General features: G+C 64.1%; 27 protein-coding genes, 1 tRNA gene, 1 pseudogene and 1 riboswitch. Of the genes and pseudogenes, 13 read left to right on the top strand and 16 right to left on the bottom strand.

Translation table 11 applies throughout. The annotated features are described in order from the left end of the window. Positions 1-159 precede the first annotated feature (159 nt). Positions 160-474 carry a hypothetical protein gene (locus tag F8G81_RS22130; protein WP_267276771.1) on the bottom strand — a complete coding sequence of 105 codons (315 nt, stop codon included), beginning with the start codon at positions 472-474 and terminating at the stop codon, positions 160-162. A 160-nt stretch (positions 475-634) separates the two neighbouring features. Then, positions 635-1489, bottom strand: a complete 855-nt coding sequence (locus F8G81_RS22125; RefSeq protein ID WP_267276770.1) for a LysR family transcriptional regulator — start codon at positions 1487-1489, stop codon at positions 635-637. Between the two features lie 160 nt (positions 1490-1649). Here F8G81_RS22125 and F8G81_RS22120 point away from each other — a divergent pair, with 160 nt between their 5' ends. Beyond that, positions 1650-3017 carry an MFS transporter gene (locus F8G81_RS22120; RefSeq protein WP_267276769.1) on the top strand — a complete coding sequence of 456 codons (1368 nt, stop codon included), beginning with the start codon at positions 1650-1652 and terminating at the stop codon, positions 3015-3017. Positions 3018-3041: 24 nt separating this feature from the next. On the opposite strand, the gene F8G81_RS22115 is transcribed toward F8G81_RS22120, so the two are convergent. Together F8G81_RS22115 and F8G81_RS22110 are read right to left on the bottom strand one after the other, a co-directional pair. Further along, positions 3042-4196: a N(5)-(carboxyethyl)ornithine synthase gene (locus F8G81_RS22115; protein ID WP_267276768.1), complete on the bottom strand. Its 1155-nt coding sequence runs from the start codon at positions 4194-4196 to the stop codon at positions 3042-3044. Beyond that, complete coding sequence (locus F8G81_RS22110) at positions 4193-4330, bottom strand: hypothetical protein (RefSeq protein ID WP_267276767.1); 138 nt, start codon at positions 4328-4330, stop codon at positions 4193-4195. The genes F8G81_RS22115 and F8G81_RS22110 overlap by 4 nt, the downstream gene beginning before the upstream one ends. Positions 4331-4523: 193 nt before the next feature. Here F8G81_RS22110 and F8G81_RS22105 point away from each other — a divergent pair, with 193 nt between their 5' ends. Further along, complete coding sequence (locus F8G81_RS22105; RefSeq protein WP_267276766.1) at positions 4524-4901, top strand: hypothetical protein; 378 nt, start codon at positions 4524-4526, stop codon at positions 4899-4901. Between the two features lie 7 nt (positions 4902-4908). Here F8G81_RS22105 and F8G81_RS22100 read toward each other — a convergent pair. After that, positions 4909-4982: transfer RNA gene (locus tag F8G81_RS22100), tRNA-Gly, on the bottom strand. Positions 4983-5241: 259 nt separating this feature from the next. Between F8G81_RS22100 and F8G81_RS22095 the strand changes: the two genes are divergently transcribed. Further along, a complete protein-coding gene (locus tag F8G81_RS22095) occupies positions 5242-5685 on the top strand; it encodes an SRPBCC family protein (protein ID WP_267276765.1) in 444 nt (147 codons plus the stop codon). A gap of 23 nt (positions 5686-5708) precedes the next feature. On the opposite strand, the gene F8G81_RS22090 is transcribed toward F8G81_RS22095, so the two are convergent. Continuing rightward, positions 5709-7439 (bottom strand): CAP domain-containing protein, encoded by a 1731-nt coding sequence (locus F8G81_RS22090; protein ID WP_323809220.1) that lies wholly within the window; start codon positions 7437-7439, stop codon positions 5709-5711. A 146-nt stretch (positions 7440-7585) separates the two neighbouring features. Here F8G81_RS22090 and dcd point away from each other — a divergent pair, with 146 nt between their 5' ends. Beyond that, positions 7586-8161, top strand: a complete 576-nt coding sequence (dcd, locus tag F8G81_RS22085) for a dCTP deaminase (protein ID WP_267279327.1) — start codon at positions 7586-7588, stop codon at positions 8159-8161. A 235-nt stretch (positions 8162-8396) separates the two neighbouring features. Further along, positions 8397-9568 (top strand): annotated as a pseudogene (locus F8G81_RS22080) (DDE-type integrase/transposase/recombinase). Positions 9569-9725: 157 nt separating this feature from the next. Here the strand turns inward: F8G81_RS22080 and F8G81_RS22075 are convergent. The 3 genes from F8G81_RS22075 to F8G81_RS22065 all read right to left on the bottom strand — a co-directional run bounded on the left by F8G81_RS22075 (position 9726) and on the right by F8G81_RS22065 (position 12891). Further along, positions 9726-10907, bottom strand: coding sequence for a cation:proton antiporter (locus tag F8G81_RS22075; protein ID WP_267276764.1), 1182 nt, complete (start codon positions 10905-10907; stop codon positions 9726-9728). A 5-nt stretch (positions 10908-10912) separates the two neighbouring features. Beyond that, complete coding sequence (locus tag F8G81_RS22070) at positions 10913-11395, bottom strand: cation:proton antiporter regulatory subunit (protein WP_267276763.1); 483 nt, start codon at positions 11393-11395, stop codon at positions 10913-10915. A 92-nt stretch (positions 11396-11487) separates the two neighbouring features. After that, entirely contained in the window at positions 11488-12891 is a 1404-nt protein-coding gene (locus F8G81_RS22065; protein ID WP_267276762.1) for an MFS transporter, read from the bottom strand. A gap of 207 nt (positions 12892-13098) precedes the next feature. On the opposite strand from F8G81_RS22065, the gene F8G81_RS22060 reads away from it, so the two are divergent. From F8G81_RS22060 to mnhG, 6 genes are read left to right on the top strand one after another with little or no spacing between them, the layout of a single operon-like run. Beyond that, a complete protein-coding gene (locus tag F8G81_RS22060; protein WP_267276761.1) occupies positions 13099-16122 on the top strand; it encodes a Na+/H+ antiporter subunit A in 3024 nt (1007 codons plus the stop codon). Further along, on the top strand, positions 16119-16697 hold the full coding sequence (locus tag F8G81_RS22055; RefSeq protein WP_267276760.1) for a Na(+)/H(+) antiporter subunit C: 579 nt from the start codon (positions 16119-16121) through the stop codon (positions 16695-16697). Before F8G81_RS22060 ends, F8G81_RS22055 begins: the two co-directional genes overlap by 4 nt. Then, the gene (locus F8G81_RS22050; protein ID WP_267276759.1) at positions 16694-18298 is read left to right on the top strand and encodes a Na+/H+ antiporter subunit D; all 1605 of its coding nucleotides are present in this window, start codon (positions 16694-16696) and stop codon (positions 18296-18298) included. The genes F8G81_RS22055 and F8G81_RS22050 overlap by 4 nt, the downstream gene beginning before the upstream one ends. Then, complete coding sequence (locus F8G81_RS22045; RefSeq protein ID WP_267276758.1) at positions 18295-18837, top strand: Na+/H+ antiporter subunit E; 543 nt, start codon at positions 18295-18297, stop codon at positions 18835-18837. The genes F8G81_RS22050 and F8G81_RS22045 overlap by 4 nt, the downstream gene beginning before the upstream one ends. Further along, the gene (locus tag F8G81_RS22040) at positions 18834-19112 is read left to right on the top strand and encodes a monovalent cation/H+ antiporter complex subunit F (RefSeq protein WP_267276757.1); all 279 of its coding nucleotides are present in this window, start codon (positions 18834-18836) and stop codon (positions 19110-19112) included. The genes F8G81_RS22045 and F8G81_RS22040 overlap by 4 nt, the downstream gene beginning before the upstream one ends. Beyond that, positions 19102-19512: a monovalent cation/H(+) antiporter subunit G gene (gene mnhG / locus F8G81_RS22035; protein WP_267276756.1), complete on the top strand. Its 411-nt coding sequence runs from the start codon at positions 19102-19104 to the stop codon at positions 19510-19512. Before F8G81_RS22040 ends, mnhG begins: the two co-directional genes overlap by 11 nt. An 80-nt stretch (positions 19513-19592) precedes the next feature. Here the strand turns inward: mnhG and F8G81_RS22030 are convergent, their stop codons facing one another. Next, entirely contained in the window at positions 19593-19856 is a 264-nt protein-coding gene (locus F8G81_RS22030) for a DUF4235 domain-containing protein (RefSeq protein ID WP_267276755.1), read from the bottom strand. 191 nt (positions 19857-20047) lie between these two features. Here F8G81_RS22030 and F8G81_RS22025 point away from each other — a divergent pair, with 191 nt between their 5' ends. After that, complete coding sequence (locus F8G81_RS22025; protein WP_267276754.1) at positions 20048-20704, top strand: GDSL-type esterase/lipase family protein; 657 nt, start codon at positions 20048-20050, stop codon at positions 20702-20704. Here F8G81_RS22025 and F8G81_RS22020 read toward each other — a convergent pair. The 5 genes from F8G81_RS22020 to F8G81_RS22000 form a co-directional block, all read right to left on the bottom strand. Beyond that, positions 20691-20936 (bottom strand): helix-turn-helix domain-containing protein, encoded by a 246-nt coding sequence (locus F8G81_RS22020; protein WP_267276753.1) that lies wholly within the window; start codon positions 20934-20936, stop codon positions 20691-20693. The two genes, F8G81_RS22025 and F8G81_RS22020, sit on opposite strands and share 14 nt — an antisense overlap. Beyond that, positions 20936-21430: a DUF2975 domain-containing protein gene (locus F8G81_RS22015; protein ID WP_267276752.1), complete on the bottom strand. Its 495-nt coding sequence runs from the start codon at positions 21428-21430 to the stop codon at positions 20936-20938. The genes F8G81_RS22020 and F8G81_RS22015 overlap by 1 nt, the downstream gene beginning before the upstream one ends. Before the next feature lie 95 nt (positions 21431-21525). Continuing rightward, a complete protein-coding gene (locus F8G81_RS22010) occupies positions 21526-21834 on the bottom strand; it encodes a hypothetical protein (protein WP_267276751.1) in 309 nt (102 codons plus the stop codon). Between the two features lie 77 nt (positions 21835-21911). Then, positions 21912-22187 (bottom strand): hypothetical protein, encoded by a 276-nt coding sequence (locus F8G81_RS22005; protein ID WP_267276750.1) that lies wholly within the window; start codon positions 22185-22187, stop codon positions 21912-21914. A gap of 236 nt (positions 22188-22423) precedes the next feature. Then, positions 22424-23956, bottom strand: coding sequence for an FAD-dependent monooxygenase (locus F8G81_RS22000; RefSeq protein WP_267276749.1), 1533 nt, complete (start codon positions 23954-23956; stop codon positions 22424-22426). A 188-nt stretch (positions 23957-24144) separates the two neighbouring features. On the opposite strand from F8G81_RS22000, the gene F8G81_RS21995 reads away from it, so the two are divergent. Next, positions 24145-24648: a hypothetical protein gene (locus tag F8G81_RS21995; RefSeq protein WP_267276748.1), complete on the top strand. Its 504-nt coding sequence runs from the start codon at positions 24145-24147 to the stop codon at positions 24646-24648. A gap of 21 nt (positions 24649-24669) precedes the next feature. On the opposite strand, the gene F8G81_RS21990 is transcribed toward F8G81_RS21995, so the two are convergent. Then, entirely contained in the window at positions 24670-25212 is a 543-nt protein-coding gene (locus F8G81_RS21990; protein ID WP_267276747.1) for a heme-degrading domain-containing protein, read from the bottom strand. A 57-nt stretch (positions 25213-25269) separates the two neighbouring features. Continuing rightward, a riboswitch (TPP riboswitch) is annotated at positions 25270-25411 on the top strand. The last annotated feature ends 13 nt before the right edge of the window (positions 25412-25424 follow it).

The following is a 25424-nucleotide window of genomic DNA, read 5'->3' as shown; positions in this document are numbered from 1 at the left end:
CATCTAGCCGATCAGCAGAAAGAGTCAGCGCACAACAAGGCCGGGCGGCCACCATATGGTGGCCGCCCGGCCTTATTGCTGATGCACTTGTTGCTGATGCACTTGTTGTCTTAGCAGCTGGCCCGCGCCGGATGCGCCGGGCTCAGGAAACTGTGGAAATTAGCCCAGGTACCAGCCTGGGGGTGTCCACGACGCGGGAACGCTATGGGCGGAGAAGTCTTCGCAGCGGGTGCACGTGTAGGCAACCTCGCCGAGTGTCCTTACTGCTCCGTCGCGCCGGAAGACAGGCGGGACGTAGGACTCAAGGTAGATAAATTCGTCGGTTCCGCACTTTTCGCAGGTGGGCTTGCCGACATATTCGGACTCAACGGCGATGCCGGAGCCGAGGCTTGAATAGCGGGTAGTCAGCGGGCGCGCCGAGTTGAGGGGGCGTGCGTGTGCTGTGTGGAATTGGGTGTTCTTGGCTGTCGTCATTGGCTGCCTATCTCGAGCACAGCCAGCCCATGGGCGGAGGGCGTGCTCGTGTTGTTGAACCGGCCCTCTGCTTGACCATGGAAAACCAGCATAGATTATGCGGGCTTCTTGTTCAATGGTTTTGCTGACCCCCGCGGCCGGCCCGCCGAGGAGCACGGTTTCAGGCGGACTTTTTCAGGGTCCGGCCAACGATGGCCTGCGTCAGGGCGTCAATCACCTCGGCGTTGGCCAGCGGGTTGCGGATCAGGGTGAAGTCGACGTCGCCTACGGGCGGAAGGTCGAAGCGGCGGGTGATAATTTTCAGGTCCTCCGGGACCAGCGACGACGGCATGACGGCAACGCCAATGCCTGCACGAACTGCCGCCAGGACACCGCTGATCTGCCGGGTGGTGCACGTGATCCGCCAGGTCCTGCCGTGCGATTCCAAGGCGTCGATGGCCAGCTTCCGGCTGAGGCTGGGGGACGGGTAGGCAATCAGGGGCACCGGGCTGCCTGGCTCCAGCAACGTCTGCTCCAGCCCCACCCAGGAGAACGAATCGTGCTGGACAACTGTGCCGTCCTTGGCCCCGGCCACCCATTTCACGAACACCAGATCCAGCTGGCCGGCGTTGAGTTTTTTGTAGAGCTGATCGCTCTGGCCCACCGTCAGCTCCAGGTTGATCTGCGGATAGATCTGCCGGAACTCGCGCAGGATCCGGGGCAGCCCGGTGATGGCAAGGTCGTCGGCGGTGCCAAAGCGCAGGCGGCCGCGCATGGCTGAGCCGGAGAAGTACCGCGACGCGGCGTCATGGGCGGAGAGGATGTTTCGGGCGAAGCCGGCCATGGCGTCGCCATTGTCCGTGAGCCGCACATCGCGGGTATCCCGGGTGACCAGGACGCGCTTGGCAGCCGCCTCCAACTTCCGCACGTGCTGGCTGATGGTTGGCTGGGCAAGGCCAAGCCGTTCCGCTGCTTTGGTGAAGCTCAGGGTCTCTGCGACGGCGAGGAAAGAGCGGAGCTGGGCGGGTTCAAACACGGTGGACTCCGTTCGGCGAAGGGGTCTGGAGCTGGGCGTCAAAGCAGTGGCATTACGTTTCACTATGCGAGTTATAGGCGCCATAAGGCTGCATAATCACGCTGGACCAGCTTAGCGTTAAGGGCATCCCAGCCCGCCCACTTCCTTTGAGGACACCCCTGTGGCACCCCCACCGCCGTCGTCGGCAACAGTCAGCCAGCCCATCATCGACTCCGCTTCCGCCCAGACCCAGCCCATCGCCGTCGTCAGCGAACGCCTGCCCTGGAAGCACACGTTCATCTCCCTGAGGGTTCCGAACTTCCGCATCTTCGCCATCGGGCACTTCGTGGCCGTCATCGCTGTCTGGATGCAGCGCATCGCGCAGGACTGGATGGTCCTTGAGCTCTCCGGCTCGGTCACCGCCGTCGGCATCACCGTTGCCCTGCAGTTCATGCCGTCACTTTTCCTGGGGCCGTGGGCCGGGATGATGGCGGACAGGTTCGCCAAGCGAAAGATCCTGATCGTGTGCCAGTGCATGGCCGCAGTCCTGGCCGCTGCGCTCGCTGCCCTGGCCCTCAGCGGCGTGGTGGAGGTCTGGCACGTCTATGTCATCGCACTGGTGCTGGGCCTGGTCACGGTGCTGGACCAGCCCGCGCGGCAGGTCTTCGTGAACGAGCTGGTGGGCCCCAAGTATCTACGCAACGCCATCAGCGTCAACTCCACCACGTTCCAGCTGGGTGGACTGATCGGCCCTGCGCTGGCCGGAATCCTGCTCACCGCCGTCGGCGCAGGCTGGGCCTTCGCGGCGAACGCCGTGGCATGCTGCTCCACCGTGACCATGCTGCTGCTCCTTCGGAAGGACCAGCTGTATGTCAGCACTCCGGCGCCAAAGCGTAAAGGGATGCTCCGGGAAGGCCTGAAGTACGCGCTGAGCAAGCCAACCATTTACTGGCCGTGGCTGATGGCAGGGTTCATCGCCGTCTTCGCCATGAGCCTGCCGGTGCTGCTGGCAGCTTTCGCTGACCACGTGTTCGACGTCGGCGCCGGGGGCTACGGCCTGCTGAATGCACTGGTGGCGCTGGGTGCCCTCTGCGGTGCCATTACCTCCACCCGCCGCCGGCAGCTTCGGCTCCGGTCAGTGGTGTTCTGCGCCGGCATGTACGGCCTGATGCTGTGCCTGGCTGCCCTGGCCCCGTCGATGCTGTGGTTCAGCGTGGTGATGGTGCTCTCCGGCTTCTGGTGCCTGATGTTCCTGACCGGCTCCAACCAGCTGGTCCAGATCAGCTCCAACATGGGCATCCGCGGCCGCGTCGTGAGCCTGTACATCATGGTGCTGATTGGCGGCCAGGCCATTGGCGGTCCCATGCTGGGCTGGATCGCCGAACATGCAGACCCGCATGTGGCGCTGCTCGTTTCTGGCGGTGTGCCGGCGCTCGCGGCACTCACAGTTGGTGTTGTCCTTGCCCGGAAAGGCGCATTGAAGCTGCGGGTGGACCTGAAAGACCGCCGCCACCCGGTGCAGATAGTCAGCCGGCCTGCTGCGGCCTAGTTGGGGGCCCCGGCTGCCGGTGGGCTACGCCGGCAGGTGTGGGTACTCCGCCTGGCGTCGCTGGAAATCCAAAATGTCCTTGTTGAGGATCACGCCGTCGCGTATTTCGATGGCGCGCGAAATGGTTTCGTTCCCGTCCCATGCTTCGGGACCGGCGGTGACGGTCTCCAGGAAGGGCAGCAGCGCTTGGCTGATCTCCCAGCTGGAGGAGTTCCAGAGGTAGGACGGGCTGTGGTCCACGGCGTAGTAGTCGATGTGATCGCCCACCGTAAACATGGGTTCGGCGAACGTGGTGGAGCGTGCCCAGCTGAAACCCATGCCCTCGTCGCAGGAAACGTCAATGATCAGGCTTCCGGGGCTGAATGCGCCAAGGTCCTCTGTCCGAAGGTAGGTGAGCGGGTTGTTGGGGTCCTGCAGCGTGCAGTTGACCACGATGTCGCTCTCGGCCAGGAAGGGGGCCAGCGGAACCCGTCCCCGCTCGGTGATGACTTGGCTTAGGAAGGGGGCTTCGTCGTCGTGATCAAACTGCACAATGTTGACCGAGTGGATAGGCGCGCCCACCGCGGCAACTCCGCGGTTGGTCAGCACCTGGACATCGTGGATGCCATGGGCGTTCAAAGCCGTGACGGCGCCCCGGGCCGTGGCGCCAAAACCGATCACCACGGCATTGAGCCGCCGGCCGTAGTCGCCTGTGGAACCCGTGAGCGCGAGGGCGTGCAGGACGGAGCAGTAGCCCGCCAGCTCGTTGTTCTTGTGGAAAACATGGAGGCCAAAACCGCCGTCGCTGGCCCAATGGTTCATGGCCTCAAACGCAATCAGCGTGAGCTTCTTGTCGATGGCAAGCTGCGTGACGGCGCGGTCCTGGACGCAATGCGGCCAGCCCCAGAGGACCTGGCCGTCGCGCAGCTCCGCCAGGTCCGCCGGCTGCGGTTTGGGCAGGAGAACGACGTCGGCCTCTGCCACGAGGGTTTCCCGGCTCACCATGCTGCCCACGAGGGTGGAGATGTGGTCATCCGAGACGCCGAAGCGCTCGCCGTAACCGTGCTCCACCATGATCCGCTGGCGCAACTCGGGCGCGATCCGCTCAAAGTGCAGTGGATGGATGGGCAGGCGGCGTTCGTCCGGTTTTCGGGTCGAAGCCAGAACGCCCAGGGTCAGTTGGTTTTGTTGTCCGGTCACTTCTTTTTGGCGGCCTTCGACGTGATGTCCAGGGAGCTGGCCGGCGCGGCTGCGGCCCTCTTGTCTGCTCGCTTTTCCTTGATGGACTTGCCGGCTTTTTTGGATGCTGCTTGACGCGGGGACTTGTCAGCCATGATTGCTCCTGTAGCGGAACCGAAGGGGTTCCTGACTTCGAACGATACACCGCGGTACCTAACGACTCGGCTGGCCGGGCGAGTTTCCATGCTCGCGCGGGGCTGCGTCTCTTGCCGACCCCCGTTTCCGGTGTGAAAATGGCGCTCTGGGCACTGTGTGGGGCAGGCCTTCTAAAAGTACGGGAACAGCAGTATGGGATCCATCGTCATTGAAAACACCCTTCTCATCCCCTGCAGCCGCGCCGCGGTCTACGCCTTCTGCGTCGACGCCGGGGCGCGCTCGGAAGTCCCGGGGCAGGAGAACCTCGTGCCGGAGTTCGTGGATCTGGACCCTGAGCGTTCGTGGACGGAAAAGCTGGATGGTCGGAACGAAACCATCACCTGCTCGTACGTGGTTTATCCCGTGGCGGACAGTACCAGGATGACGGTGAGCGCTGAGTACACGCCCAAGGGGCTGGGCCGCCTGCTGCCCGGGGCAAAGGAAGGCAGCTACCGCAAACAGGAGGAGGCCAGGCTAGCCGCGCTCAAAAAGGCAATGGAGCGGAGGGTCAGGCAGGAGAGGAAATCCTAGGAAGCATTGGAGCGGCTGACGGGAATCGAACCCGCGTATCAAGCTTGGGAAGCTAGCGCTCTACCATTGAGCTACAGCCGCGTGGCCCCGATTTGCGCGGGGCAGAACTTAGCTTAGCGCACATGGACGGCTGCATCAGCCAACCCTGTATCCGGTGTTCGGCGTCCGCATGGATGGACGTCAGCTTCATGGGCCGCGTCATCCAGTAACTCTTCAATAACGTCCCGGCATGTGGCTAGGTCGGGCCCGAAAGCACTGGCTAGTCTGAACCGGATAGCTGCGGCGTCAGGGGGGTGGAGCGGGCTACAACGGCTGGCCCGACGTCAAACGAAGGATTCCCATGGCATTTGCAGAGCACGAGGTTTTCATCCGGCGTGACGCGATGGCCGTTTACACCTACCTGATTGACGGAATGAACCTGCCCCAGTGGCGCGAGGGGATCCGCACCATCAGCCTGGCCTCCGGGGCGGCCGGCACCAAAGGCGCCGTCTACCAGCAGACCATCTCCAGCCGCTCCGGACGGCTTGTGGCGAGTGACTTCGAGATCACCCAGGCCCGCCCCGGCGCAGAGATTCAGTTCCAGGTCATCAGCGGACAGGCCCGGCCCGCGGGCGGTTACTACCTCAGCACCGAACCCGAGGGAACCAGGGTGAGGTTCGCCCTGGAGTTCCAGCCCAAAGGCCTCATGGGCCTGATGAGTGCCATGATCCAGCGGACCATGAAAGCAGAAGTCACCCAGCTGGAGCGCCTAAGGGACGTCCTGGAACTCCAGGCCGCCGCCTAGGCTTTCAGGGTGCGCGGATTCCGCTATTGCGCGAGCCGCTGCCCCGTCCAGCTCCCGGTGATGTTCGACGGCGCCGCGAGGCTTCCGGTGCTGAGGTCCCAGTACTGCACAACGTCGTTAGCCCGCCGCAGCGCCACCCCTGTGGAGTTCAAGCCGGTGGCATCCTTCAGGGGCCGCATCCCGGTAACATCCTGCCAGCCTGTGGCCACCGTGGGACGGCCCTCGGCTTTGGGAGTCGGTATCCCTCCACCACGATAGAGCTGGACCGCACCGTCCGTCCGCAGGGCCAGCAGGTCCTGGAAGCCGTCGGCGTCGTAGTCCACCATGGCCAGACGCCTGGCCACGACCCCGCTGGCGATGAGTGTCCGGGCCGCCATATCGGCTAGGCCCCTGTTTGGATAGAGGAAGAGATTTCCTTCGGCGTCCAGGGCCAGGACCTGCGGCAGACGGTTGTTGGCGCACCAGCCGCCGACTGCCAGCGTCAACGGTGCCCAGCCGGACTGCCCTAGTGTCACCGGAGCCTGGAAGCCTCCGCCGGCCACTCCGGCATGCAGCGTCAGCCGCCCGTCCTGCCATTGAGTGAGGAGGTCATAGGTGCCGTCACGCTCCCAGTCTGTAATGAACACTTCCTTGGCAGTCCCGAAGCCGGAACCAATGACCTTGGCCGCTCCAAAGGCCCGGTTCCCGGCGGCCGGCCGGTTGAGGAGTTGCCCCGAAGAGTTGATCGAGATCAGGTCCGCCGGGCTGTTGATGGCGGCGCTGGCCAGGTCCAAGGTTGGCGGCATGTGCTTGACGGCAGGATCGCAGACGGTGGGGGGAAGAGTAGGTTGCGCCGGGGCGCCGCCGGGGGAGTTGGTGGTGCCTGCCGGCAATGTGGTGTAGCCGAAGAAGTTCACCACACCCCAGATTTTGTACGTGCGGTCAGTGTAGGTAATCCCGGCGCCCATGACATTGAACCGAGGATCGAGCAGCATGGCGTTGTGGCCGGGGGAACCCTTCCACCACTCCACAAGCATAGCTGCGTCACGGTCTGTGCGGATGGCGATGACCTCGCCGGCACCGTTGTTCGGGTTCAGTGCACGGGGGTCGGTCCAGAAACTCGCACGGTGCTCAATGACCTCGCGTGAGGCAATGCTGTCGGACCATTCCTGGGCCATCCCGGCCACCGTGGCGTGGTACTTCACCGGCGCTAGGCCCCTGGACGCCCGGTATTCATTGATTCTGTTGAACACTGTGAGGATGGCCGCGGCGTTGTTGTCAGGCACCAGTGCCTCAGCGCCCGGCGGAGTTGTGGCGGACTCTGCTCCCGGCACGGGAGGCGCCGCCGGAGCTGTTGCCGGGGCCGTTGGTGAGGCGAGCTCAGCGTCCGGCGCCCAGAGCGGTGGGATCCAGGGAACGTCCGGGGCTGGCTCCTGGGTAGAAGCAGGGAGCGGTGCAGTTTCCCCCGTGGGTGCCTGGCCGGTGGGTGCTTTCGTTGCAGTCCCCGTTACAGGAACCTCTACCGGCGCTGCGGGCCGAATGCCCGGTGCCACGGCAGGTTCCACGGCCGGTTCCACAGCCGGGGGGAGTGCGGACCCGACTGAACTGTCCCCGGCAAGGGAGGCGCCGGCGTCGTTCATGCCGGGCTTGGGCGGGGCGCCCAACTGGCCCGCCGCCCCTGCCGGGTCACCCGCCGGTAAAGGTGCGGACGGCAGCACCGCTGATGAGGAGACCAGCAGGAGTGCGCAGAGAGCACCAACAAGAGATGGCGCCAAAAATCTATTCACAACATCCCCAGCTCTGTTGGGCCATCCGGGAGACCATCCGGCGCCTCTGTATCTGAGGCCACATTAGCCCCACTAGGCGACAGCAACAACGAAAAAATATAAGTGTGGATAACGCATGCGGTACTTTGGGAGGCGTGCTGATCTCTGACCGCGATATTCGTGCCGAAATAGACTCCCAACGGATTGTCCTTGAACCGTACGATTCCGCGATGGTCCAGCCGTCGTCGGTGGACGTCCGGATCGACCGGTTCTTTCGGCTTTTCGACAACCACAAGTACGCGCACATCGACCCCGCGGAAGAGCAGCCCGAACTGACCCGCCTGGTGGAGGTCGAAACGGGCGAGCCCTTTATCCTGCACCCCGGTGAGTTTGTCCTGGGCTCCACCTACGAGACAGTCACGCTGCCCGATGACATCGCCGCCCGGCTCGAAGGAAAGTCCTCGCTCGGCAGGCTGGGGCTGCTGACTCACTCCACGGCCGGGTTTATCGATCCCGGCTTCTCCGGCCACGTGACGCTGGAGCTGTCCAACATGGCCACCCTGCCTATCAAGCTGTGGCCGGGAATGAAGATCGGCCAGCTGTGCTTCTTCCGGCTGACCTCGGCCGCCGAGCACCCCTATGGCTCGGGCCAGTACGGCAACCGCTACCAGGGCCAGCGCGGACCCACCGCCAGCCGCAGCCACCAGAACTTCCACCGCACCTCGATTTAGGGCTCCCGGCTCTCTCGTTCGCGAGGGGTGAGATCCCGGCGCTTAGGTTCCCGCTTACCGCCTGTGGAGTCTCATGACTTAATGGACACTTCTGTCTCAGGACATCGTGGACAGTGTGTCTCAGGACTTCGTGGACACGGGGGCGAGGTTTGCTCGCGTTATGAGCAAATTCAACCCGGATATCAAGATCCGGCACTTGGTGGCGACTTGGCCCGAGGACGCCCCGCGGGGTGCGGTGACGCTGTTCTGCCGGCCCCATGGGGTTTCCAGGGCTTGGTTCTACAAGGTCAGGGCCGCGGCCGTGGATGCAGGGCCGATCAAGGCCATGGAAACGGACTCCACCAAGCCCAGGACGAGCCCGTCTCAGGTCGGTCCCGGAACGGTTGAATTGGTCCTGTTGACGAGGGAAATCCTGAAGCAGTCCGGCTATGACCACGGACCCTTGAGTGTGGCAGCGAAATTACGCCGTCAAGGGTTCGTACCTCCCTCTCGCGCGACCCTGGCCCGGATCTTCACCAGGGCAGGGGTGGTGGTCCCGGAGCCACGGAAGAAGCCACGCAGCGCCTACCGCAGATTCGTCTATCCGGAGCCCAACGGGTGCTGGCAGATTGACTCGACCGAGTGGCTTCTGGCCAGCGGCAGGAAGGTCGCAATCTTCCAGATTGTCGATGACCACTCACGTCTGGCGCTGGCTTCCCTCGTCGCCAGCGGTGAGACGTCCGAAGCGGCCATCCGGGTCGTGAAAACTGCCATCGCACGCCACGGAGTCCCTCGGAAATTCCTGTCCGACAACGGCGCAGCATTCAATCCCACACGGATGGGACGGACCGGCGCCCTGGTGGAATACCTGAAGTCCCCCGGTGTCGAGCCGATCACCGGCAAGCCGTACAAGCCCACCACACAGGGGAAGAACGAACGTTTCCACCGGACCCTGCACCTCTTCCTGAACAAGAGACCTCCGGCTGCCACGATGGAGGTGCTCCAGGCCCAGATCGACGTGTACGACCGCTATTACAACATCGAACGCGAACACCAGGCTCTGGCTCCCGGGACCACTCCGATCGAGGCCTGGAACGCGACCGCGAAAGCCGAGCCGCCACAGCCTCCGGCACCGGAAGCCATCACGGCCTCAGCGCGCCGCAGTGTCCGCCGAATCGCCAATCTCAGAGGGGAAGCAACCGTTGTGGGCACCCGCTTCAGGCTCGGCAACGAATACATCGGCCAGGAAGTTCACGTCCTCTACGACGACGAAACCATCATGTTCTTCGACTCCCGCGGAACAGAAATCATCACCCACCAGCGCCCGCCAAGACTCACGAACTACGTCGGCAACAACAAACCCCGCGGATTCATGGCCACCCAATCGTCAACGAAGTCCTGAGACATCAACTGCCCACGATCTCCTGAGACATGAAGTGTCCACGAGGTGCTGAGACATGACACTCGCTCTTACCGCCGAGATGTCACTCCTCGCTGCGGGCAGGGGGCGTCAAGGCGAGGTTCGGAACGGAAGGGACGGCGAAAGTGCGAGGCTCGGAGAGGCGCGAGTAGCTTGCGTGCGCCGTTAGGCCTGGGCAGGCACGGGCAACGGGCGGAGGAACGGCCTGACCAGGGGCTCCACGTAACGGGCCGCCAGCGGACCGATGATCGCCATAAGCAGCACGTAGGCAGTGGCAAGGGCGGCCAGTTCACCAGTGACTACCCCGGACGCCACAGCCAGCCCGGCAATGACAATAGAGAATTCGCCGCGCGCAATGAGGGCGGCGCCGGCACGGTACTGGCCGGGACGGGCGATCCCTGCGCGTTTGGCTGCCCAGACTCCGGTGACCATCTTGGTGATGGCCGTGACCAAAGCAAGGATCAGCGCCCAGCCGAGCACGGGAGGGATGGAGTTAGGATCTGTATTCAGCCCGAATGCCACAAAAAAGATGGCCGCGAAAAGGTCCCGCAGCGGCTCAAGGATCCTGGTGGCGCTGTGCGCGGTGGCCCCGGAAATGGCGATGCCGAGCATAAACGCCCCCACCGCCGCCGAAACCTGCATGGCGGAGGCAAGCCCGGCAACCAGCAGCGCCAAACCCAGGAGGTTGAGCAGAAACACCTCTGAGTTCTCACTGTGCACCGCCTGGGAGACCCGGTGACTGTGCCGCAGTGCCACCATCAGAACCACCGTGACCACCGCCAGGGAGATGCCCACCGTGGTCAGCCCGCCCCAAAAACTCACCCCGGCCAGCGTGGCCGTGAGAATGGGGAGGTAGACCGCCATGGCCAGGTCTTCGAACACCAGGATGGACAGCACCACCGGCGTTTCGCGGTTACCGATCCGGCCCAGGTCCGTGATGACCTTCGCGGCGATCCCGGAGGAGGAAATATACGTGACGCCGCCCATCACCATTGCCCCCACCACGCCCCAGCCCAATAGCAGAGCGAGTCCTGCCCCGGGTGCGAAATTCAGTACGAGGTCCAGAACACCGGCCTGCCACGAACGTCGGAGGCCTGTAAACAATTCCGCTGCCGTATATTCCAAGCCCAGCATAAGCAGCAGCAGAATCACGCCGATCTCGCCCGAAAGGTGCGAGAACTCCTTCATTCCTTCGAGCTCAACAATTCCCCCGGCGCCGAAGGCGAGGCCGCCCACGAGGTAGAGGGGGATAGGGGACATTCCGATCCGTCCGGCCAGCCTGGCCAACAGGCCAAGGCAGAACACAACGGCCCCCAGTTCAATGAGGGTCAGGGCCAGCGGGTCCATAGCGCTCAGCCGTTGCGCAGGATATCGGCTGCTTGGTCCAGGCCTTCTTGCGTACCTACTGCGACGAGCAGGTCACCCGAATGAAGTACGACGTCGGGCCCCGGCGACGGGAGCACCTCGCCTTCGCGCATGATCGCCACTATCGAGACCCCGCAGCGCGTCCGGATACACGCCTTTCCCATGGGCTGGTTTTGGAACGGGGAGTCCGGTGCAATGGAGAACTGGCGGGTCACGATGCCAGGGACGTCCTTGTGTTCCTCTGTCAGTTTCAAGACAAGGTGCTGCCCGCCCAGGAGGTTGCCCAGGGTGGCTGCCTCATCTCCGGTCAGGGGGATTGACGCCTGGCAGGTATCGGGATCGTCCCAGGTGGAAACAATGAGTTCCGTCTGGCCTTCCCGGAATTCCACCACGCCGATACGGCGGCCGGAAGCCGTCATGAAATCCTTCCGCCGGCCCAGGCCGGGGAGGTCCGTCTCGTCCACGTTCATACACTAAGCCTAGTCCGCCGGCCGGCATTTATGGCGGCGCCGCGGGGCAGGCGGGCGGCAGGTCTCAGCGGGGGCTTAAGTGTTCGTTCGCGCTAGGCTGCGGGGACCACTGCGATAGGGGCTTTGTCCGGAGACTTCACCGGCAGCAGGACCAGAAGCCCTGCAAGGAGAACCACCATGATGCCCAGGATTCCCCACCGCTGCGCCTCGCCGGGGGCCACCAGGGGCGTGGCCACTGCGATGCAGAGGGTGAACAGGGCGGGGGCGAGGAAGCTGACGGCACGCCCGGTGGTGGCATACAGGCCAAAGAGTTCGCCCGACTCGCCGTGCGGAGCCAGCCGGGCCAGATAGGCCCGGGACGAGGACTGCGCAGGGCCCACGAAGAGGCACAGGAACAGCCCGAACACCCAGAACGTGGTGCTGCCGGCCCAGGCCAGGCCAAAGAACACGTAGTCGCCGTTACCCAGGACCAGGATCATGGTGCCTGCGATGAGGAGTCCCACCAGCGAGCCGACGATGACAGCTTTGGGCCCTGCCCGGTCATCCAGGAACCCGCCAATGACTGCTCCGATGGCGGCCACAACGTTGCCGAAGATCGCGAAAAAGATGACCTGGGGCAGTTCAAAGCCGAATGTCCCCGCAGCGATGATTCCGCCGAAGGTGAAGACTGCTGCCAGCCCGTCGCGAAACACGGCGCTGGCGAGCAGGAAGTAGATGGTGTGCGGGCTCGTGGCGTAAATGGCCTTGATCCGGCGGAAGAGCAGGCGGTAGGAAGCGATGAATCCCAGCGGCTTGGCCTGTTTGGGCCGCGGCAGTTCGGGAACCGCGAAAAGGACAGGCAGGGCGAAGATGAAGAACCAGAGTGCGGAGAAGACCGCCACCAGCCGGATGTTCAGGCTGTTCTCCGTGGAGGCACCGAACCAGTCGAAGCTGGGCTGGACGAACAGCTGCAGGACGATGAGCAGCGCCACGATGCCACCCAGGTACCCCATGCCCCAGCCGAATCCGCTGACCTTGCCAATGTTCTTCGGGGTGGAGATCTGCGCCAGCATGGCGTTGTAGTTCACGCCTGCGAACTCGAAGAACACGTTGCCTAGCGCGATGAGTGAAACGCCCAGCAGCAGGAACTCCGGCCGGGGAAACACAAAGAAGCACAGCGCGGTCAGAATCGCGACGGCGGCAGTGTTGACCCCCAGCCACAGCTTCCGGCGTCCGCCGATGTCAGAACGCTGCCCAGTAACAGGAGCCAGAAGGGCGATGGCAACTCCGGCCACAGCCAGCGCGCCGCCAAGAACAGCCGAGGCCCGGTCTTCGCCGCCGAACGCATTCGACGTCAGATACACAGTGAAAACGAAGGTGGTCATCACAGCGTTGAAGGCAGCAGATCCCCAGTCCCACGATGCCCAGGCGAGCACGCGGCCCTTGCCTGTGGCGTGGTTCCCGGACTCGAGTTCCGATGGCGGCTGCATGGCCTCGGGAGCGCTGGCGCTGTTCATAGGCTGAATCGTATCCGCCCGTGGCGAACATCAGGCGGAGGATATCCCGGACACCCGGCTTTGGGATGCCGGCAGCGGCGGCCGCGGGAAAAACTGCCAGGTGCGTCTTGATAAACTGTGGGCACCGAATCTTACCGATGCCGCCCTCACCCATGACCGCCTGCCCTGACTTTTGATAATCGAATGCCTGACGTTGCGGAGATACCAGTGATCACAGTTCTTGCCGTGCATTTCACGGTGGCTGCTGTGACGCCCTTCCTCTTCAGGCGGTGGGGCCGGAACGCCTTTTACGCACTGGCGGCTGTGCCGGGCTTATCGTTCGTCTGGCTGCTGTTCCAGCACGGTGCTGTTTACTCAGGTGCCGGGTCATCGGGTGCCGGGGCGGTCGCCGAAGTCTTCCCATGGATTCCAGGGCTCAAGCTTGAATTCGCGTTCCGGATGGATGCCCTTGCCTGGGTGATGTCGTTGCTGGTGCTGGGCGTTGGCGCCCTGGTCCTTGTTTACTGTGCGAGGTATTTCAAGAAGAAGGACCAGGACCTGGGCGGTTTCGGCGCGCAGCTCCTGGCATTCGCGGGCGCCATGTTTGGGCTGGTGGTGGCGGACGATCTGCTGCTGATGTTTATCTTCTGGGAACTCACCACCATCCTGTCGTACCTGCTGATCGGCTTCGCCCGCACCAGGCTTGCGGCGCGGCGCTCGGCGCTGCAGGCGCTGATGGTGACGACGGCGGGCGGGCTGGCCATGCTGGTGGGCCTGATCATGCTGGGCTTCAGCGCTGGAACCTACCGGATCTCCGCCATCCTGGAGCAGGCCCCCGCCCTGGTTTCCGGGCCTTCCAGCGCGGCGGTGGCGGCCGCCGTCGTACTGATCCTGGTGGGTGCCATCACCAAATCGGCCCTGGTGCCGTTCCATTTCTGGCTGCCGGGCGCCATGGCCGCCCCCACGCCGGTGAGCGCCTACCTGCACGCGGCTGCCATGGTGAAAGCGGGCGTCTACCTGGTGGCCCGGCTTGCCCCCGGGTTTGCCGAGACCGCGTATTGGCCGCCAATCGTGCTGGGACTGGGCCTGGCCACCATGCTGGTGGGGGGATACCGTGCGCTCCGCCAGACCGACATCAAGCTCATCCTTGCTTACGGCACCGTCAGCCAGTTGGGATTCCTCACCATGGTGGTGGGGCTGGGCACCCCCGACGCCGCGCTGGCCGGCCTCGCGATGCTGCTGGCCCATGGGCTGTTCAAGGCCACCCTGTTCCTGGTGGTGGGGATCATCGACCACCAGTCCGGCACCCGCGATGTACGCAAACTCTCGGGCGTGTTCAGCTCCTCTCGGGCCCTGGGCATCGTCGCTGGAATCGGCGCCGCGTCTATGGCCGGAGTCCCGCTGCTGGCAGGGTTCGTGGCCAAGGAATCGGTGCTTGAGGCCTTCGTTCACCATGCAGGCGGCGGGGACCCGTGGGGGATGCTGGTGCTGGCCGGAATTGTGCTGGGCTCGGTCCTCACGTTCGCTTACAGCGCCCGCTTTATGTGGGGTGCGTTCGCCACCAAACCGGGCGTCGAGCCGACACCGTTCAAGGCCATCCGGCCTTCTTTCATAGCGGCGCCTGCCCTGCTCAGCCTCCTCACCATCGCTTACGGTGTCTGGCCGGCGCCCGTCGATGGCTGGATCCAGCCCTACGCCGCGCTGTTCGCCACGGCCACGCCCGACGCCGGCATACCGGCCGCGGAGGCAGGTCACCTGGCGCTGTGGCATGGCTTTACTCCTGCCCTGGGGCTCACGGCTGTCACGTTTGTCCTGGGTCTGGCCATGTACTACGGCCGGGACCTGGTGGCACGGGCCCAGTCCTTTGTCCCCGGCTGGATAGACGGTGACCGTGCCTACCAGCACACCGTCGGGGCACTCGATGACGTGGCCGTCTGGATCACCGGGCGCACCCAGCGTGGTTCGCTCTACTTTTATCTGGCCGTCATCCTCACTGTGGCTTTTGCGCTTCCGATGACAGCACTGGTCCTGGCCAACAAGCCGCTTCCGGAGGGCCTGTACTTCATTGACCCCAACTCGCCCCTGCAAATCGTGGCAGGCGCGGGCATCGTGATCGGCGCCCTGGCAGCGGTGAAGGCCAACAAACGCTTCCTGGCAGTGCTGATGGTTTCGGTGACCGGCTACGGGATTGCGCTGATGTTCGCGCTCCAGGGCGCGCCGGACCTGGCGCTCACCCAGATGCTGGTGGAAACCATCATCCTGGTGGCGTTTGTGCTCGCCATGCGCAGCCTTCCGGCCGAGCTGAGGGACCGGACCGGCGGCAAATACCGCGTGGTGCGTGTCATCATCGGGCTCGCATTCGGAACCACCATGGTTTTCGCCGCCATCTACGCCATGGGCGCGCGGGTGGCCACCCCCGTATCCCTGGAATTTCCGCGGCTGGCCTACGAGGGCGGCGGCGGGCTGAACATCGTCAACGTGACCCTTGTCGATATCCGCGTTTGGGACACCTTCGGTGAGATTTCCGTCCTTGCCCTGGCCGCCACCGGGGTGGCCAGCCTCATTTTTGTCCGCGGCCGCGGCGACGGCATCCGGATCTCTTCCACCGTGGCGGCGGGCTCCGTGGGCCGCCGCACGGGAGTGGATCCCGGATCACGCGACGCTGCGGCGCTGGCCATCAGCCGGAAGTTTGCCGCGTCCACCCGGGATGCCTGGATCGTGGCAGGGCGGACGCTGGCACCGGAGCGTCGGTCCATCATCTTTGAAGTGGTAACCCGGCTGATCTTCCACTCCATGATCATTTTCTCGCTCTACCTCCTTCTGGCGGGCCACAACTTCCCGGGTGGCGGTTTCGCCGGGGGCCTTACTGCGGGCCTTGCGCTCACCATCCGCTATCTTGCCGGTGGCCGCTTCGAGCTGCGCGAGGCTACCCCCATCAGCGCAGGGACGCTTCTGGGGATCGGGCTCGCGACGGCCGCCGCGTCCGGCGTCGTGCCCCTATTGCTGGGTGGCCAGGCGTTCCAGACGGCAATTATCGAGCTGTGGCTGCCGGTGTTCGGTGACATCAAATTCGTCACCTCCACCATCTTCGACATTGGCGTTTACATCGTGGTGATTGGACTGGTGCTGGACGTGCTGCGCAGCCTGGGCGCCGAGATCGATGAACACTTCGAAGAGCAGGCGGCGGCGCCTGCCGAGGACGGGGAACCGGTGGATGTCGCCGCGGGAACAGCCGGGAAGGGTAAGGCATGAGCGTTAACCTGACCCTGCTCATCGTCATGGGCGCCCTGTATGCCTGCGGCATCTACCTGATCCTGGAACGCAGCCTCACCCGGGTGCTGCTGGGACTGATGCTTCTGGCCAACGCCACCAACCTGCTGATCCTTGCCACCGGCGGGTACGCAGGGCTGGCGCCGCTGTACAACAAGGACACCCCTGCCCAGGACTACAACGACCCCCTTCCCCAGGCACTGATTCTGACCTCGATCGTCATCTCGTTCGCCGTGACGGCCTTTATGCTCGGCATCATCTACCGCACCTGGGTACTTGCACGGCAGGACGAAATCCAGTTCGACGTCGAGGACCTCCGCGTGGCGGAAACCCCCAGCTTCGACGCCGAGGACGACGCCGAGATCCCGGTGGAGACCTCAGAATTCCCGCTCACTATGCTCGGCAGCGACGGACGTTCTGTCTCGGACCACGCCACTGACGGTGCCGAGCCAACCATCCAGGCCGGCGGAACACAGATCACCGCCACCGACGCCGCAGCGGAAGAACAGCCCGGATCCCAAAATGTCACCCCCGGCCCCCAAGGAGGTGTGAAGTGAACATCGCAAGCTTTGCCCCGCTCGCCGTCGTCCTTCCCATCCTGGGTGCCGCCCTGACCTTTCTTTTAATCCGGCACTCCCGGGCACAGCGGACTGTGAGCATCTCGCTGCTGTCCATCACGCTGCTGCTGGAGTGCATCCTGCTGGCTTCTGTCTGGGAGGGCGGAACCGCGGCCGTGAACATCGGCGGCTGGCTGCCGCCCTGGGGCATCGTGATGGTGGTGGACCAGTTCTCCTCGCTGATGCTGGTGGTTTCCTCCGCCGTGAGCCTGGCGGTGCTGGTGTACGCCACAGGCCAGGGCATGGCCGACGGCGACCAGGACGCGCCCGTCTCGATCTTCCACCCCACGTACCTGATCCTGGTGGCCGGCGTCTCCAACGCGTTCCTGTCGGGGGACCTCTTCAACCTTTACGTGGGCTTCGAGATCCTGCTGACGGCAAGCTACGTCCTGATGACCCTGGGCGGCACCGGGCCCCGGATCAGGGCCGGCGTGACGTACGTGGTGGTGTCCGTGGTGTCCTCGGTCCTGTTCCTGATCTCCATCGCGATGGTCTACGGGGCCACGGGAACGGTGAACATGGCGGACCTCGCCATCAAGCTCGCGCAGCTGGACCAGGGGACCCAAACGCTGCTGCACGTGATGCTCCTGGTGGCTTTCGGGATCAAGGCGGCAGTGTTCCCGCTGTCCTTCTGGCTTCCTGACTCGTACCCGACGGCCCCCGCGCCCGTCACGGCGGTGTTCGCCGGCCTGCTGACAAAAGTGGGCGTCTATGCGATGGTCCGGACCGAGACGCTGCTCTTTCCCGGGGACACGCTCAACACTCCGCTGATGGTGGCCGCGCTGCTGACCATGATTGTGGGAATTCTTGGTGCCCTGGCCCAGAGTGACATCAAACGTCTGCTGTCCTTCACCCTGGTCAGCCACATCGGCTACATGGTGTTTGGCCTGGCGATGTCCTCGGTGGCAGGCCTCGGCGCGGCCGTCTTCTACGTGGCCCACCACATCACCATCCAGACCAGCCTGTTCCTGGTCACAGGGCTGATCGAACGCCGCGGTGGAAGTTCCTCGGTGGACCGGCTGGCCGGACTCGCCAAGCTGTCTCCGTTGCTGGCGCTCCTGTTCTTTGTGCCCGCCATGAACCTGGCAGGCATCCCTCCGTTCTCCGGATTCCTGGGCAAGGTGGGGCTGATGCAGGCCGGTATTGAGCTGGGAACACCCCTGGCCTTCACCCTGGTCATTGGCGGTGTGGTCACCAGCCTCCTGACCCTCCTGGCCGTGGCCAGGGTCTGGAACCGTGCGTTCTGGCGGAAGCCCTCCGATGCGGAGCATCCGGACCCGGTGCTCCTGGCCGCCCCCGAGGACTCCGACACAGGACGCCGCGCCGGCCGCAACAACGTCACGCTGCTGCCACGCACCATGGTGGGCTCCACTCTTGGCCTGGTCCTGCTGGGCGTTGCGCTGACCGTCTTCGCAGGCCCGCTGTTCAAAGTCTCGGACCAGGCGGCAGAGGACATGCTGGACCGGTCCTCCTATATCCAGGCGGTGCTGGGCGATAACGCTCCGGTGCCTCTTGTCCTGGGCCCCGGGGGTGCCAAATGAGCAGGCGCCGGGTCTCACTGCGCCAGGAGCTGCCGCTCCTTGTCTGGCTTGTTGTTGTCTGGGGTGCCCTTTGGCAGGACTTCAGCCCGGGCAATCTCCTCTTCGGCGCCTTGTTGGCGGTGGTGGTGGCACGGATGTTCTACCTGCCGCCCGTTGAACTCAGCGGCCGCTTTAATCTCCTCTACGCCATTCCGTTCGCCCTGGCTTTCCTTGGCAAAGTAGTGGCAGCAAGCTTCCAGGTCATGTACCTGGCCGTGGTCCGCGGGCCCAACGTCACCAACGCCGTGGTGGCCGTCCCGTTGCGCAGCCACCAGGACCTGATGATGACTGCCACGGGACACGTGATCTCCCTCATCCCGGGGTCGCTGGTGGTGGAGGTGGACCGTTCAACGTCAACTTTGTACATCCACGGGCTCAACGTGAAAAACGCCGAGGATGTGGAGAACCTGCGCCGCGAAGTGCGGGCCATCGAGGCGGGGCTGATCCGCGTCATGGGAACCAGGGAAGAACTCGACGCCGTCCGGCTGGAGGCAGCATGATGCAGACCGTCCTGGCCGTCACGGCAGTTATCCTTTCGCTGGCCGCGGCCGGCGCCATCATCAGGATCGCCCGCGGCCCGTCGCTCCTGGACCGGGTGCTGGCGTCCGACGTCCTGCTTGCCATCATCGGGGCAGCGCTGTGCATTGACATGGCGGTGAACCGGCACCTGAACAACCTCATGCTGTTGGTGGCCCTGTCCATCATCGGCTTCATCGGCTCGGTGACCGTTGCCCGGTTCGTGGCGGACCGGAGGGAGCAGCCCCATGACTCCTGACCCCAGCATGCTGGATAGCATTATCGACGCAGTTTCCGCGGTGTTTATGGTGGTGGGCGCACTGATGTCCCTGGCCGCCGCCGTCGGGCTCTTGCGCTTCCCGGACCTGATGAGCAGGATGCACGCGGCCACCAAACCGCAGGTGCTGGGCCTGTTCCTGCTGCTGGCGGCCATCGGGCTGCAGCTGCGGACGTGGTGGGTGTGGCCCGTCCTGCTGGTGGCGTGGATTTTCCAGCTGCTGACCGTGCCGGTGTCCGCGCATATGGTGGGACGCGCCGGGTACCGCACCAAGCACCTGCACAGGGAACTGCTCAGTTCGGATGAACTGGAGGCTGTGGTGCAGCGAGCCGCCGCCAAAGCCGCCCACGAGGACGCTTCCGACGACGCCCCCCGGGACTAGGAGTTATTGTCCATTTACGGCGGGTTCACGACTGGCGAAGTCGCCGCAAATGGACAAAAACTCCAGGGGGTGGAGGGCTGTTAGACGATGTCCTTGCTCTTCGCGAAACGGGTGATGGCGCGCTGGGTGCCTCGGTTGGCGAGCACCTGGATGATGGTGCTGACCGAAGCGGAGATGAGCGCAAACGTCAGGGCGGAGCGAAGGCTGGTAGGAGTATCTTCGTGCCTGCCCGTGGGTGCCTTCCTGCCTGTGGACTTTTCCCATACGGCGTTGACCACCTTGGTGCCGACAAATCCGGCGCCGAGGCTAACGGCGGTGCCAATCAGCTTGATGAAGAGGTTCATTCTGGAGACTCCTTGCGGGCGGAAAAGGGACTGCCCCTAGCCTAGCGTCAGCTGACCGGGAGGCTCCTGGATCACGCGGCGGTTCGCTCTCAGCATGGGTATGGCCAAGCAGTGAAACAGGCTGATTGTCAGGTTATCTTGGGAAAAACCCGTTCCGGCAATGGTGCCGCTGAAAGACAGGCGATCAAAAAATGGCTGCTGGGAATCCTCAGGCTTCGGCCGGACACGTCGTTCTGCTGGGTGACTCCATCCTGGACAACAAGGCATACGTCGACGGCGGTCCCGACGTCCTCACGCAGGTCCGGGCTGAATTTCCTCCCGGCTGGAAAGCCACCCTGCTGGCGGTGGACGGGGATGTGATTTCCGGAGTCCTGCGACAGCTCAGTTCCCTGCCCCGCAATGCCACCCATCTGGTGGTCAGCGTCGGCGGCAACGATGCACTGGGCTTTGCCTACCTGCTCGAATCGCCGGCCAGCTCCGTCGCAGAAGCCCTGAGCCTTTTCAGCAGCGCCCAAGAGCGGTTTGCCGCGGACTACGACCTGATGGCTGAAGCCGTCTCAGCCACTGGAATCCCCGCTGCGCTCTGCACCATCTATGACACTCCCGCCTCCACTCCACAGCACCGCATCATCAAGACCGCCTTGGCGTTTTTCAACGACTGCATCAGCCGCACGGCATTCTCTCGGGGAATGTCGCTGATAGACCTGCGGCTGATCTGCAACGAGGAGGGCGACTACGCAAACCCTATCGAACCGTCCTCCCAGGGAGGCGCGAAAATCGCCCGGGCGGTTGCCGCCGTCGTGGGTCTTCAGGGTGGTTCCGTTGAATGCAGGGTCATTGCCCGCTGACAAGCCGGTCTTCCAGCTGTTGCTGGTTATCGGGCTCCCAACGGAGCAGGTCTCCGGGCTGGCAGGAGAGTACCTCGCACAGTGCCTCCAGGGTTGTGAAGCGCACCGCCTTGGCCCGGCCGTTCTTGAGCACAGCCAGGTTGGCGGGCGTGATCCCGACCCGTTCCGCGAGCACACCAACAGGCATTTTGCGTTTAGCGAGCATCACATCAATATCCACGATGATGGGCATCAGATGACCTCGTCCAGCTCTGTCCGCAGGTGCTGCGCCTCCACATCCCGGGCCACCGCCTGGGCGAGCAGCGTCCGAAGTACCAGGACGATGAGTGCCGCACCCGCAATCAGCAGGGACGCCCCGCAGATCAGCAGAACGATGCCCGGCGCCGCGTCCCCCGGCGCGAGAAGGACGGCAATCCCGAACACCAGGACGGATGCCGCCGCGACGGCAGCAAAAATGATGTCCACGTACCGGAAGGCACCATGGGAGAACACTGTTCCCCGCCGCACCATGGTCAGCAGGCGCCACACGCAGACAAGGGTGACCTGTACGGTCATGATGCCCAGGACCACAATGGCGAGGAGTGGAATCCGAACGCCGACCAAGTCCGCTCCGGCCTCCTCCAGGTCAACCGCCAGCAGCGGCACCATCCTCACCTGCACGAACAGCGAGCCGGCGAGCGCCAGGGCGAGGACTATGCGCAGCGCAAGGATGGTCAGTTTTCCCATCGGAATCTCCTTCAGTATCGAGTAACAATGAAAGTCTATCGATAAACGGTAGATTTGGCCATCGCGCTTTCGCCGTGACATAGCGAACGTTGCGCCTATTTCCGGCCGAGCGCTTCCAGTGCCTTGAACAAGGCCGCGGACCCGCCCTCCAGAAGATCAACGGGGCGGGCGCCTGAGAGGACGGCCGAAGGGGAGACCATCCAGGCCGTGAAGTGGTTGTGCGGAATCTTTAGGGCCATGGCCCGCTGAAAAAGGTCCAGGACGGTGGGGTGGACAAGGCCGCCGGCGAGGAACTGGAATCCCGGGCAGTAGGTACCCTCCCCGATGAAGACGCGGACCACCTGCTGCATCACTGGTTCAGGGTCCTCCATAAGCTCAGAGAGCCGGCGCTGGACCTGTTCCAAGGAGGGCAGCGTGAATTCCGTTCTGATTGCGGCCCATGTCTGGCTGCTAATCGGCGGCCAGTTGGATCGCACTCCGCCTAACAGCCCTCGGCTGTGGACTCCAGGAACCACTGCCTGGAAGGGTGTTCGCGGCGCAGGGTGAAAATGCGGACGGCAGAGGTTGATCCCAGGCGCACCTGGACACGCCAGTACTCGATCTCCTCGAGACCGTCGCTGCCGCCAAACCACTGCACGGGTTCGCCTCCTACCGGCCAGATATTGCCTTGGTACCGCACGGCCAGAGGCTCGCCTGCAAGGTTGAACCTGACATCAACGGCGGTGTCCACGGCTGTTTCATCAGCTGTAACTGTCACGGCTTACGTACTCTCCCAATTCCCGGTTGCTCAGGATCCCATAAAGGAATCCTAGAACATATATTCGTATTAGTTTCCAATGCGTCCTCCCCGTGACCTGCGGTTTTACCGCGCGGACAGGTGACCCCAAGGCCTTGGGAGGTAAACGGACATCAACCATAGGAAACGGCGTAAACAACGCTCTGGAGAGTATGGGGGAGGGGTCTGACAAACACCGAAAAGTGGTGCCCAGCCGGCTATTGATGGCGTTGGTCACCGTGCGGACCAAAACCCCTTTCCCCAGCCGTCCCGAACCATCTGGCCGTTGCATCCCCAAGGCCAGATTCTGTTCCGTTACCCACCCAGGCCACGTGCCCGTCCGGCCGGATCAGAACGGCCGACGGGGCAGGGATCTCCCCGAGCACCGGCAGCTCCCAGGAGCCGTTGTACCGGGCATCAACCAACTTCAGCCAATCCGGCCGGGGGACAGTGTCAAAGGCGCCCGGCACACCGAGATTCAGCAACAGAGGCCGCGCGTCGTGCAGCAGCGAATAGACCGTCAGTGGCCCATCCTGAGTGGAAAGGTCGACGTCCGGGATCCGACGTCCTAGAAGCGCATGTCCCTCGCCGAGGCTGTAATGGACGTCCAGGCCGGACTGCATCCCGGCGAACCGCTTGCGAGGCTCCTCCATTGCGAGGAGCTCAGAAATAACCTCGCCTGCTGCCTTGATCCGCGGGTCCGGGCGGCGGAGCGCGGTCTGGGCCATGGTGTTGCGCAGCACCCGGGCAGCCACGGGGTGGCGCTCTGCGTGGTAGGTGTCCAGGAGCGTTTCTGGCGCCCGCCCCTTGACCACCAGTCCCAGCTTCCACCCGAGATTCACCGCGTCCTGTACCCCGAGATTAAGGCCCTGTCCGCCGTCGGGTGCATGCACGTGCGCGGCATCGCCGGCCAGCAGGACCCGCCCGGCGCGGTAGGCAGCGGCCTGCCGGGTCATGTCTGTGAACCGGGAAATCCAGATCGGGCTGTGGGCCCCGTAATCGGTGCCGCAGGCGGCTTTCAGCGCCGTTTTGAGATCCGCCAGTTTTGGTTCCGTTGCCGGGCCCACGTGTTCCTCTGTCACCATGACTCCCACCGGTCCGGTGTCCGGGTAGACAACTTTGCCGTCCACGATTTCGTACTCCCGCCGGCCAAAGGAGTGGATGCCAAAAGCATTCTGGTGGACGCCGAACTCCGGCTTTCCGGTCATCTCCACCTCGGCAATGAGGGCGCTGGTGGTTGGATCCCAGCCCGGGAAATCGATGCCGGCCGCTTTACGGACCAGGCTCCGGCCGCCGTCGCACCCCACCACATAGTTTCCGCGCCGGATCCGGCCGTCTGCGAGGTGGAGGTCGACGCCGGAGTCATCCTGCGCGAGGCCTGTCACCTCTTCGCCGCGGTACACGGTCACAGCCAGCTCCTCCACCCAGGCTGCCAGCAGGCGTTCGATATGGTTCTGCCACAGGCCAAGTCCGTAGGGATGGCGGGTGGGAAAATCGCTGATATCCAGCCGCGTAGCCGCGAACCCGGCCACCTGGGCCACTTGCCCCGCGGAGATGAACCGTTCGGCGATGCCACGCTGATCCAGGACTTCGATGGTCCGGGCGTGTAGGCCGCCCGCCCGTGCCCCCGCAAGGTACTGGCTGGAGCGCCGTTCCACAATGGCCGCATCAACTCCAGCCAACGCCAGCTCCCCTGCCAGCATCAACCCCGTCGGGCCCCCGCCCACGATCAGGACCTCATGCTCACTCATAGCCGTACTCCCGTTCTCCTTGTCGAAGCCTCTGCGATTATCCTGCCCCGACCAGGCCTTGCGGCAAGCCCCACCCCGGGCGATACATTGGAAATGGAGGGAGTGCGCCATACCCGCAAAGCCATGGCAGGGCTCAGCCCCCGTGTGCCGGACGCTAAGCTGATGGCACGGCCACCGAAGGGGGATTCATGCGTCGCCGTATGACATTCATTGTTGTTGCTGCCATCTTCATTGGAGCTGCCACGGGATGCGCAGAACCCGCCAGCCTCGACCTGGACGCGGCGCAGACCACCGTGGAGTACAGCTTCCGCGATAGTTCCGTCCCGCCCCCTTATCACCGCAGCTACGTCATCAAAGCTTCGGAGACGGAAGCCAGCATCACTGTTGACTCCTACGGGGACGTGCTTCGCCAGGAAACAGCCGCGATGCCGGCTGAAACATGGGCCAAGGTCCTTGAGTCGGCGGAAACCCTGCCCCGGCGCACCCACAACATGCGCACACCAAAACCGGGCTGCGCGGGCGGCACTGGTTCAAGGATCATGGTCCGGGACTCCGGCCGGGAGCAGTACTCAAAGTCGGTAGAGAACTGCGGTGGCGGATCAGACCAGCCGTTGAGGGAAACGACGGCACCCCTTGAAGACCTGTTTGACATGAATGACCTGCTCAAAGAGTCATTTGGCGAGGAATATTAGGAGTGCGGAACTGCCCCGAGGCTACTTCGGCTGCATCGACGCAAGGATTTCCCGCAGAGCCTCGACCACCAGGTCGTGGTCCTGCTGCTGGGGCAACCCGGACACCGTGACGGTGGCCACCGCGCCCACACCGGCCACATACAGCGGGAAGGAGCCGCCGTGCGCGGCGTACCGGGACTCGTCGAACCAGCCCTGGTCCTCGATCCGGCCGCCGTGCCGCCGTCCGCGGAGCCCCACCAGCAGGGACGGGACCTCATAGCGGGCGGCCGTGCGCTGCTTCGCCCGGATCCAATGTTCGTTGTCGGGTGTGGCCCCGTCCAGGGCCACGTGGAAAAGGACCTGTTCGCCCTTGGTGATATCGATGGCGATGGGCAACCGCCGGCCCTTGCCCAGTTCCACCAGGAGCAGTCCGAGGTTGAGGGAATCGTCCCTGGTGAATCGCGGGAACTGCAGCTCACTGATCTCGGCCTCGATCCGGGAAATCAGCGCCTCGAGCGATCCTTCCGGCTGGCTAACGGCGGAGTCGGGATCAAACACTGTCACAGGGGAGGATTCGGCAGTCATGGCCCACAATCTACCCCGCCCGCGGTGTAAACTGGACCACGCCCACAAGGGCAGATTTATTTACGACAGGGGAGCGCCGCCGTCGGGCATCACTGGCTTTGCCAGGGAACCGCAGGTGGGCGCTGAGAGTGCGGACAGCCGCAGACCCTCGAACCTGATCCGGTTAGTACCGGCGCAAGGGAGTCGAGTTCTCGAAGTGTCCGGCAGGGCGG

Source organism: Arthrobacter sp. CDRTa11, assembly GCF_026427775.1.
Lineage (GTDB): Bacteria > Actinomycetota > Actinomycetes > Actinomycetales > Micrococcaceae > Arthrobacter.
Note: the sequence above shows the minus strand (reverse complement) of the source record. Positions and strands in the feature narration are given on the sequence as shown.

Excerpts from the sequence above, each read along its gene's own strand:
- F8G81_RS21990 (WP_267276747.1), bottom strand. The coding sequence starts at position 25,212 with ATGACTGCCGAATCCTCCCCTGTGACAGTGTTTGATCCCGACTCCGCC.
- F8G81_RS22045 (WP_267276758.1), top strand. The coding sequence starts at position 18,295 with ATGAGCAGGCGCCGGGTCTCACTGCGCCAGGAGCTGCCGCTCCTTGTC.
- F8G81_RS22105 (WP_267276766.1), top strand. The coding sequence starts at position 4,524 with ATGGGATCCATCGTCATTGAAAACACCCTTCTCATCCCCTGCAGCCGC.
- F8G81_RS22055 (WP_267276760.1), top strand. The coding sequence starts at position 16,119 with ATGAGCGTTAACCTGACCCTGCTCATCGTCATGGGCGCCCTGTATGCC.
- F8G81_RS22040 (WP_267276757.1), top strand. The coding sequence starts at position 18,834 with ATGATGCAGACCGTCCTGGCCGTCACGGCAGTTATCCTTTCGCTGGCC.
- F8G81_RS22065 (WP_267276762.1), bottom strand. The coding sequence starts at position 12,891 with ATGAACAGCGCCAGCGCTCCCGAGGCCATGCAGCCGCCATCGGAACTC.
- F8G81_RS22130 (WP_267276771.1), bottom strand. The coding sequence starts at position 474 with ATGACGACAGCCAAGAACACCCAATTCCACACAGCACACGCACGCCCC.
- F8G81_RS22025 (WP_267276754.1), top strand. The coding sequence starts at position 20,048 with ATGGCTGCTGGGAATCCTCAGGCTTCGGCCGGACACGTCGTTCTGCTG.
- mnhG (WP_267276756.1), top strand. The coding sequence starts at position 19,102 with ATGACTCCTGACCCCAGCATGCTGGATAGCATTATCGACGCAGTTTCC.
- F8G81_RS22000 (WP_267276749.1), bottom strand. The coding sequence starts at position 23,956 with ATGAGTGAGCATGAGGTCCTGATCGTGGGCGGGGGCCCGACGGGGTTG.
- F8G81_RS22070 (WP_267276763.1), bottom strand. The coding sequence starts at position 11,395 with ATGAACGTGGACGAGACGGACCTCCCCGGCCTGGGCCGGCGGAAGGAT.
- F8G81_RS22015 (WP_267276752.1), bottom strand. The coding sequence starts at position 21,430 with ATGGGAAAACTGACCATCCTTGCGCTGCGCATAGTCCTCGCCCTGGCG.
- F8G81_RS21995 (WP_267276748.1), top strand. The coding sequence starts at position 24,145 with ATGCGTCGCCGTATGACATTCATTGTTGTTGCTGCCATCTTCATTGGA.
- F8G81_RS22110 (WP_267276767.1), bottom strand. The coding sequence starts at position 4,330 with ATGGCTGACAAGTCCCCGCGTCAAGCAGCATCCAAAAAAGCCGGCAAG.
- F8G81_RS22095 (WP_267276765.1), top strand. The coding sequence starts at position 5,242 with ATGGCATTTGCAGAGCACGAGGTTTTCATCCGGCGTGACGCGATGGCC.
- F8G81_RS22020 (WP_267276753.1), bottom strand. The coding sequence starts at position 20,936 with ATGCCCATCATCGTGGATATTGATGTGATGCTCGCTAAACGCAAAATG.
- F8G81_RS22030 (WP_267276755.1), bottom strand. The coding sequence starts at position 19,856 with ATGAACCTCTTCATCAAGCTGATTGGCACCGCCGTTAGCCTCGGCGCC.
- F8G81_RS22075 (WP_267276764.1), bottom strand. The coding sequence starts at position 10,907 with ATGGACCCGCTGGCCCTGACCCTCATTGAACTGGGGGCCGTTGTGTTC.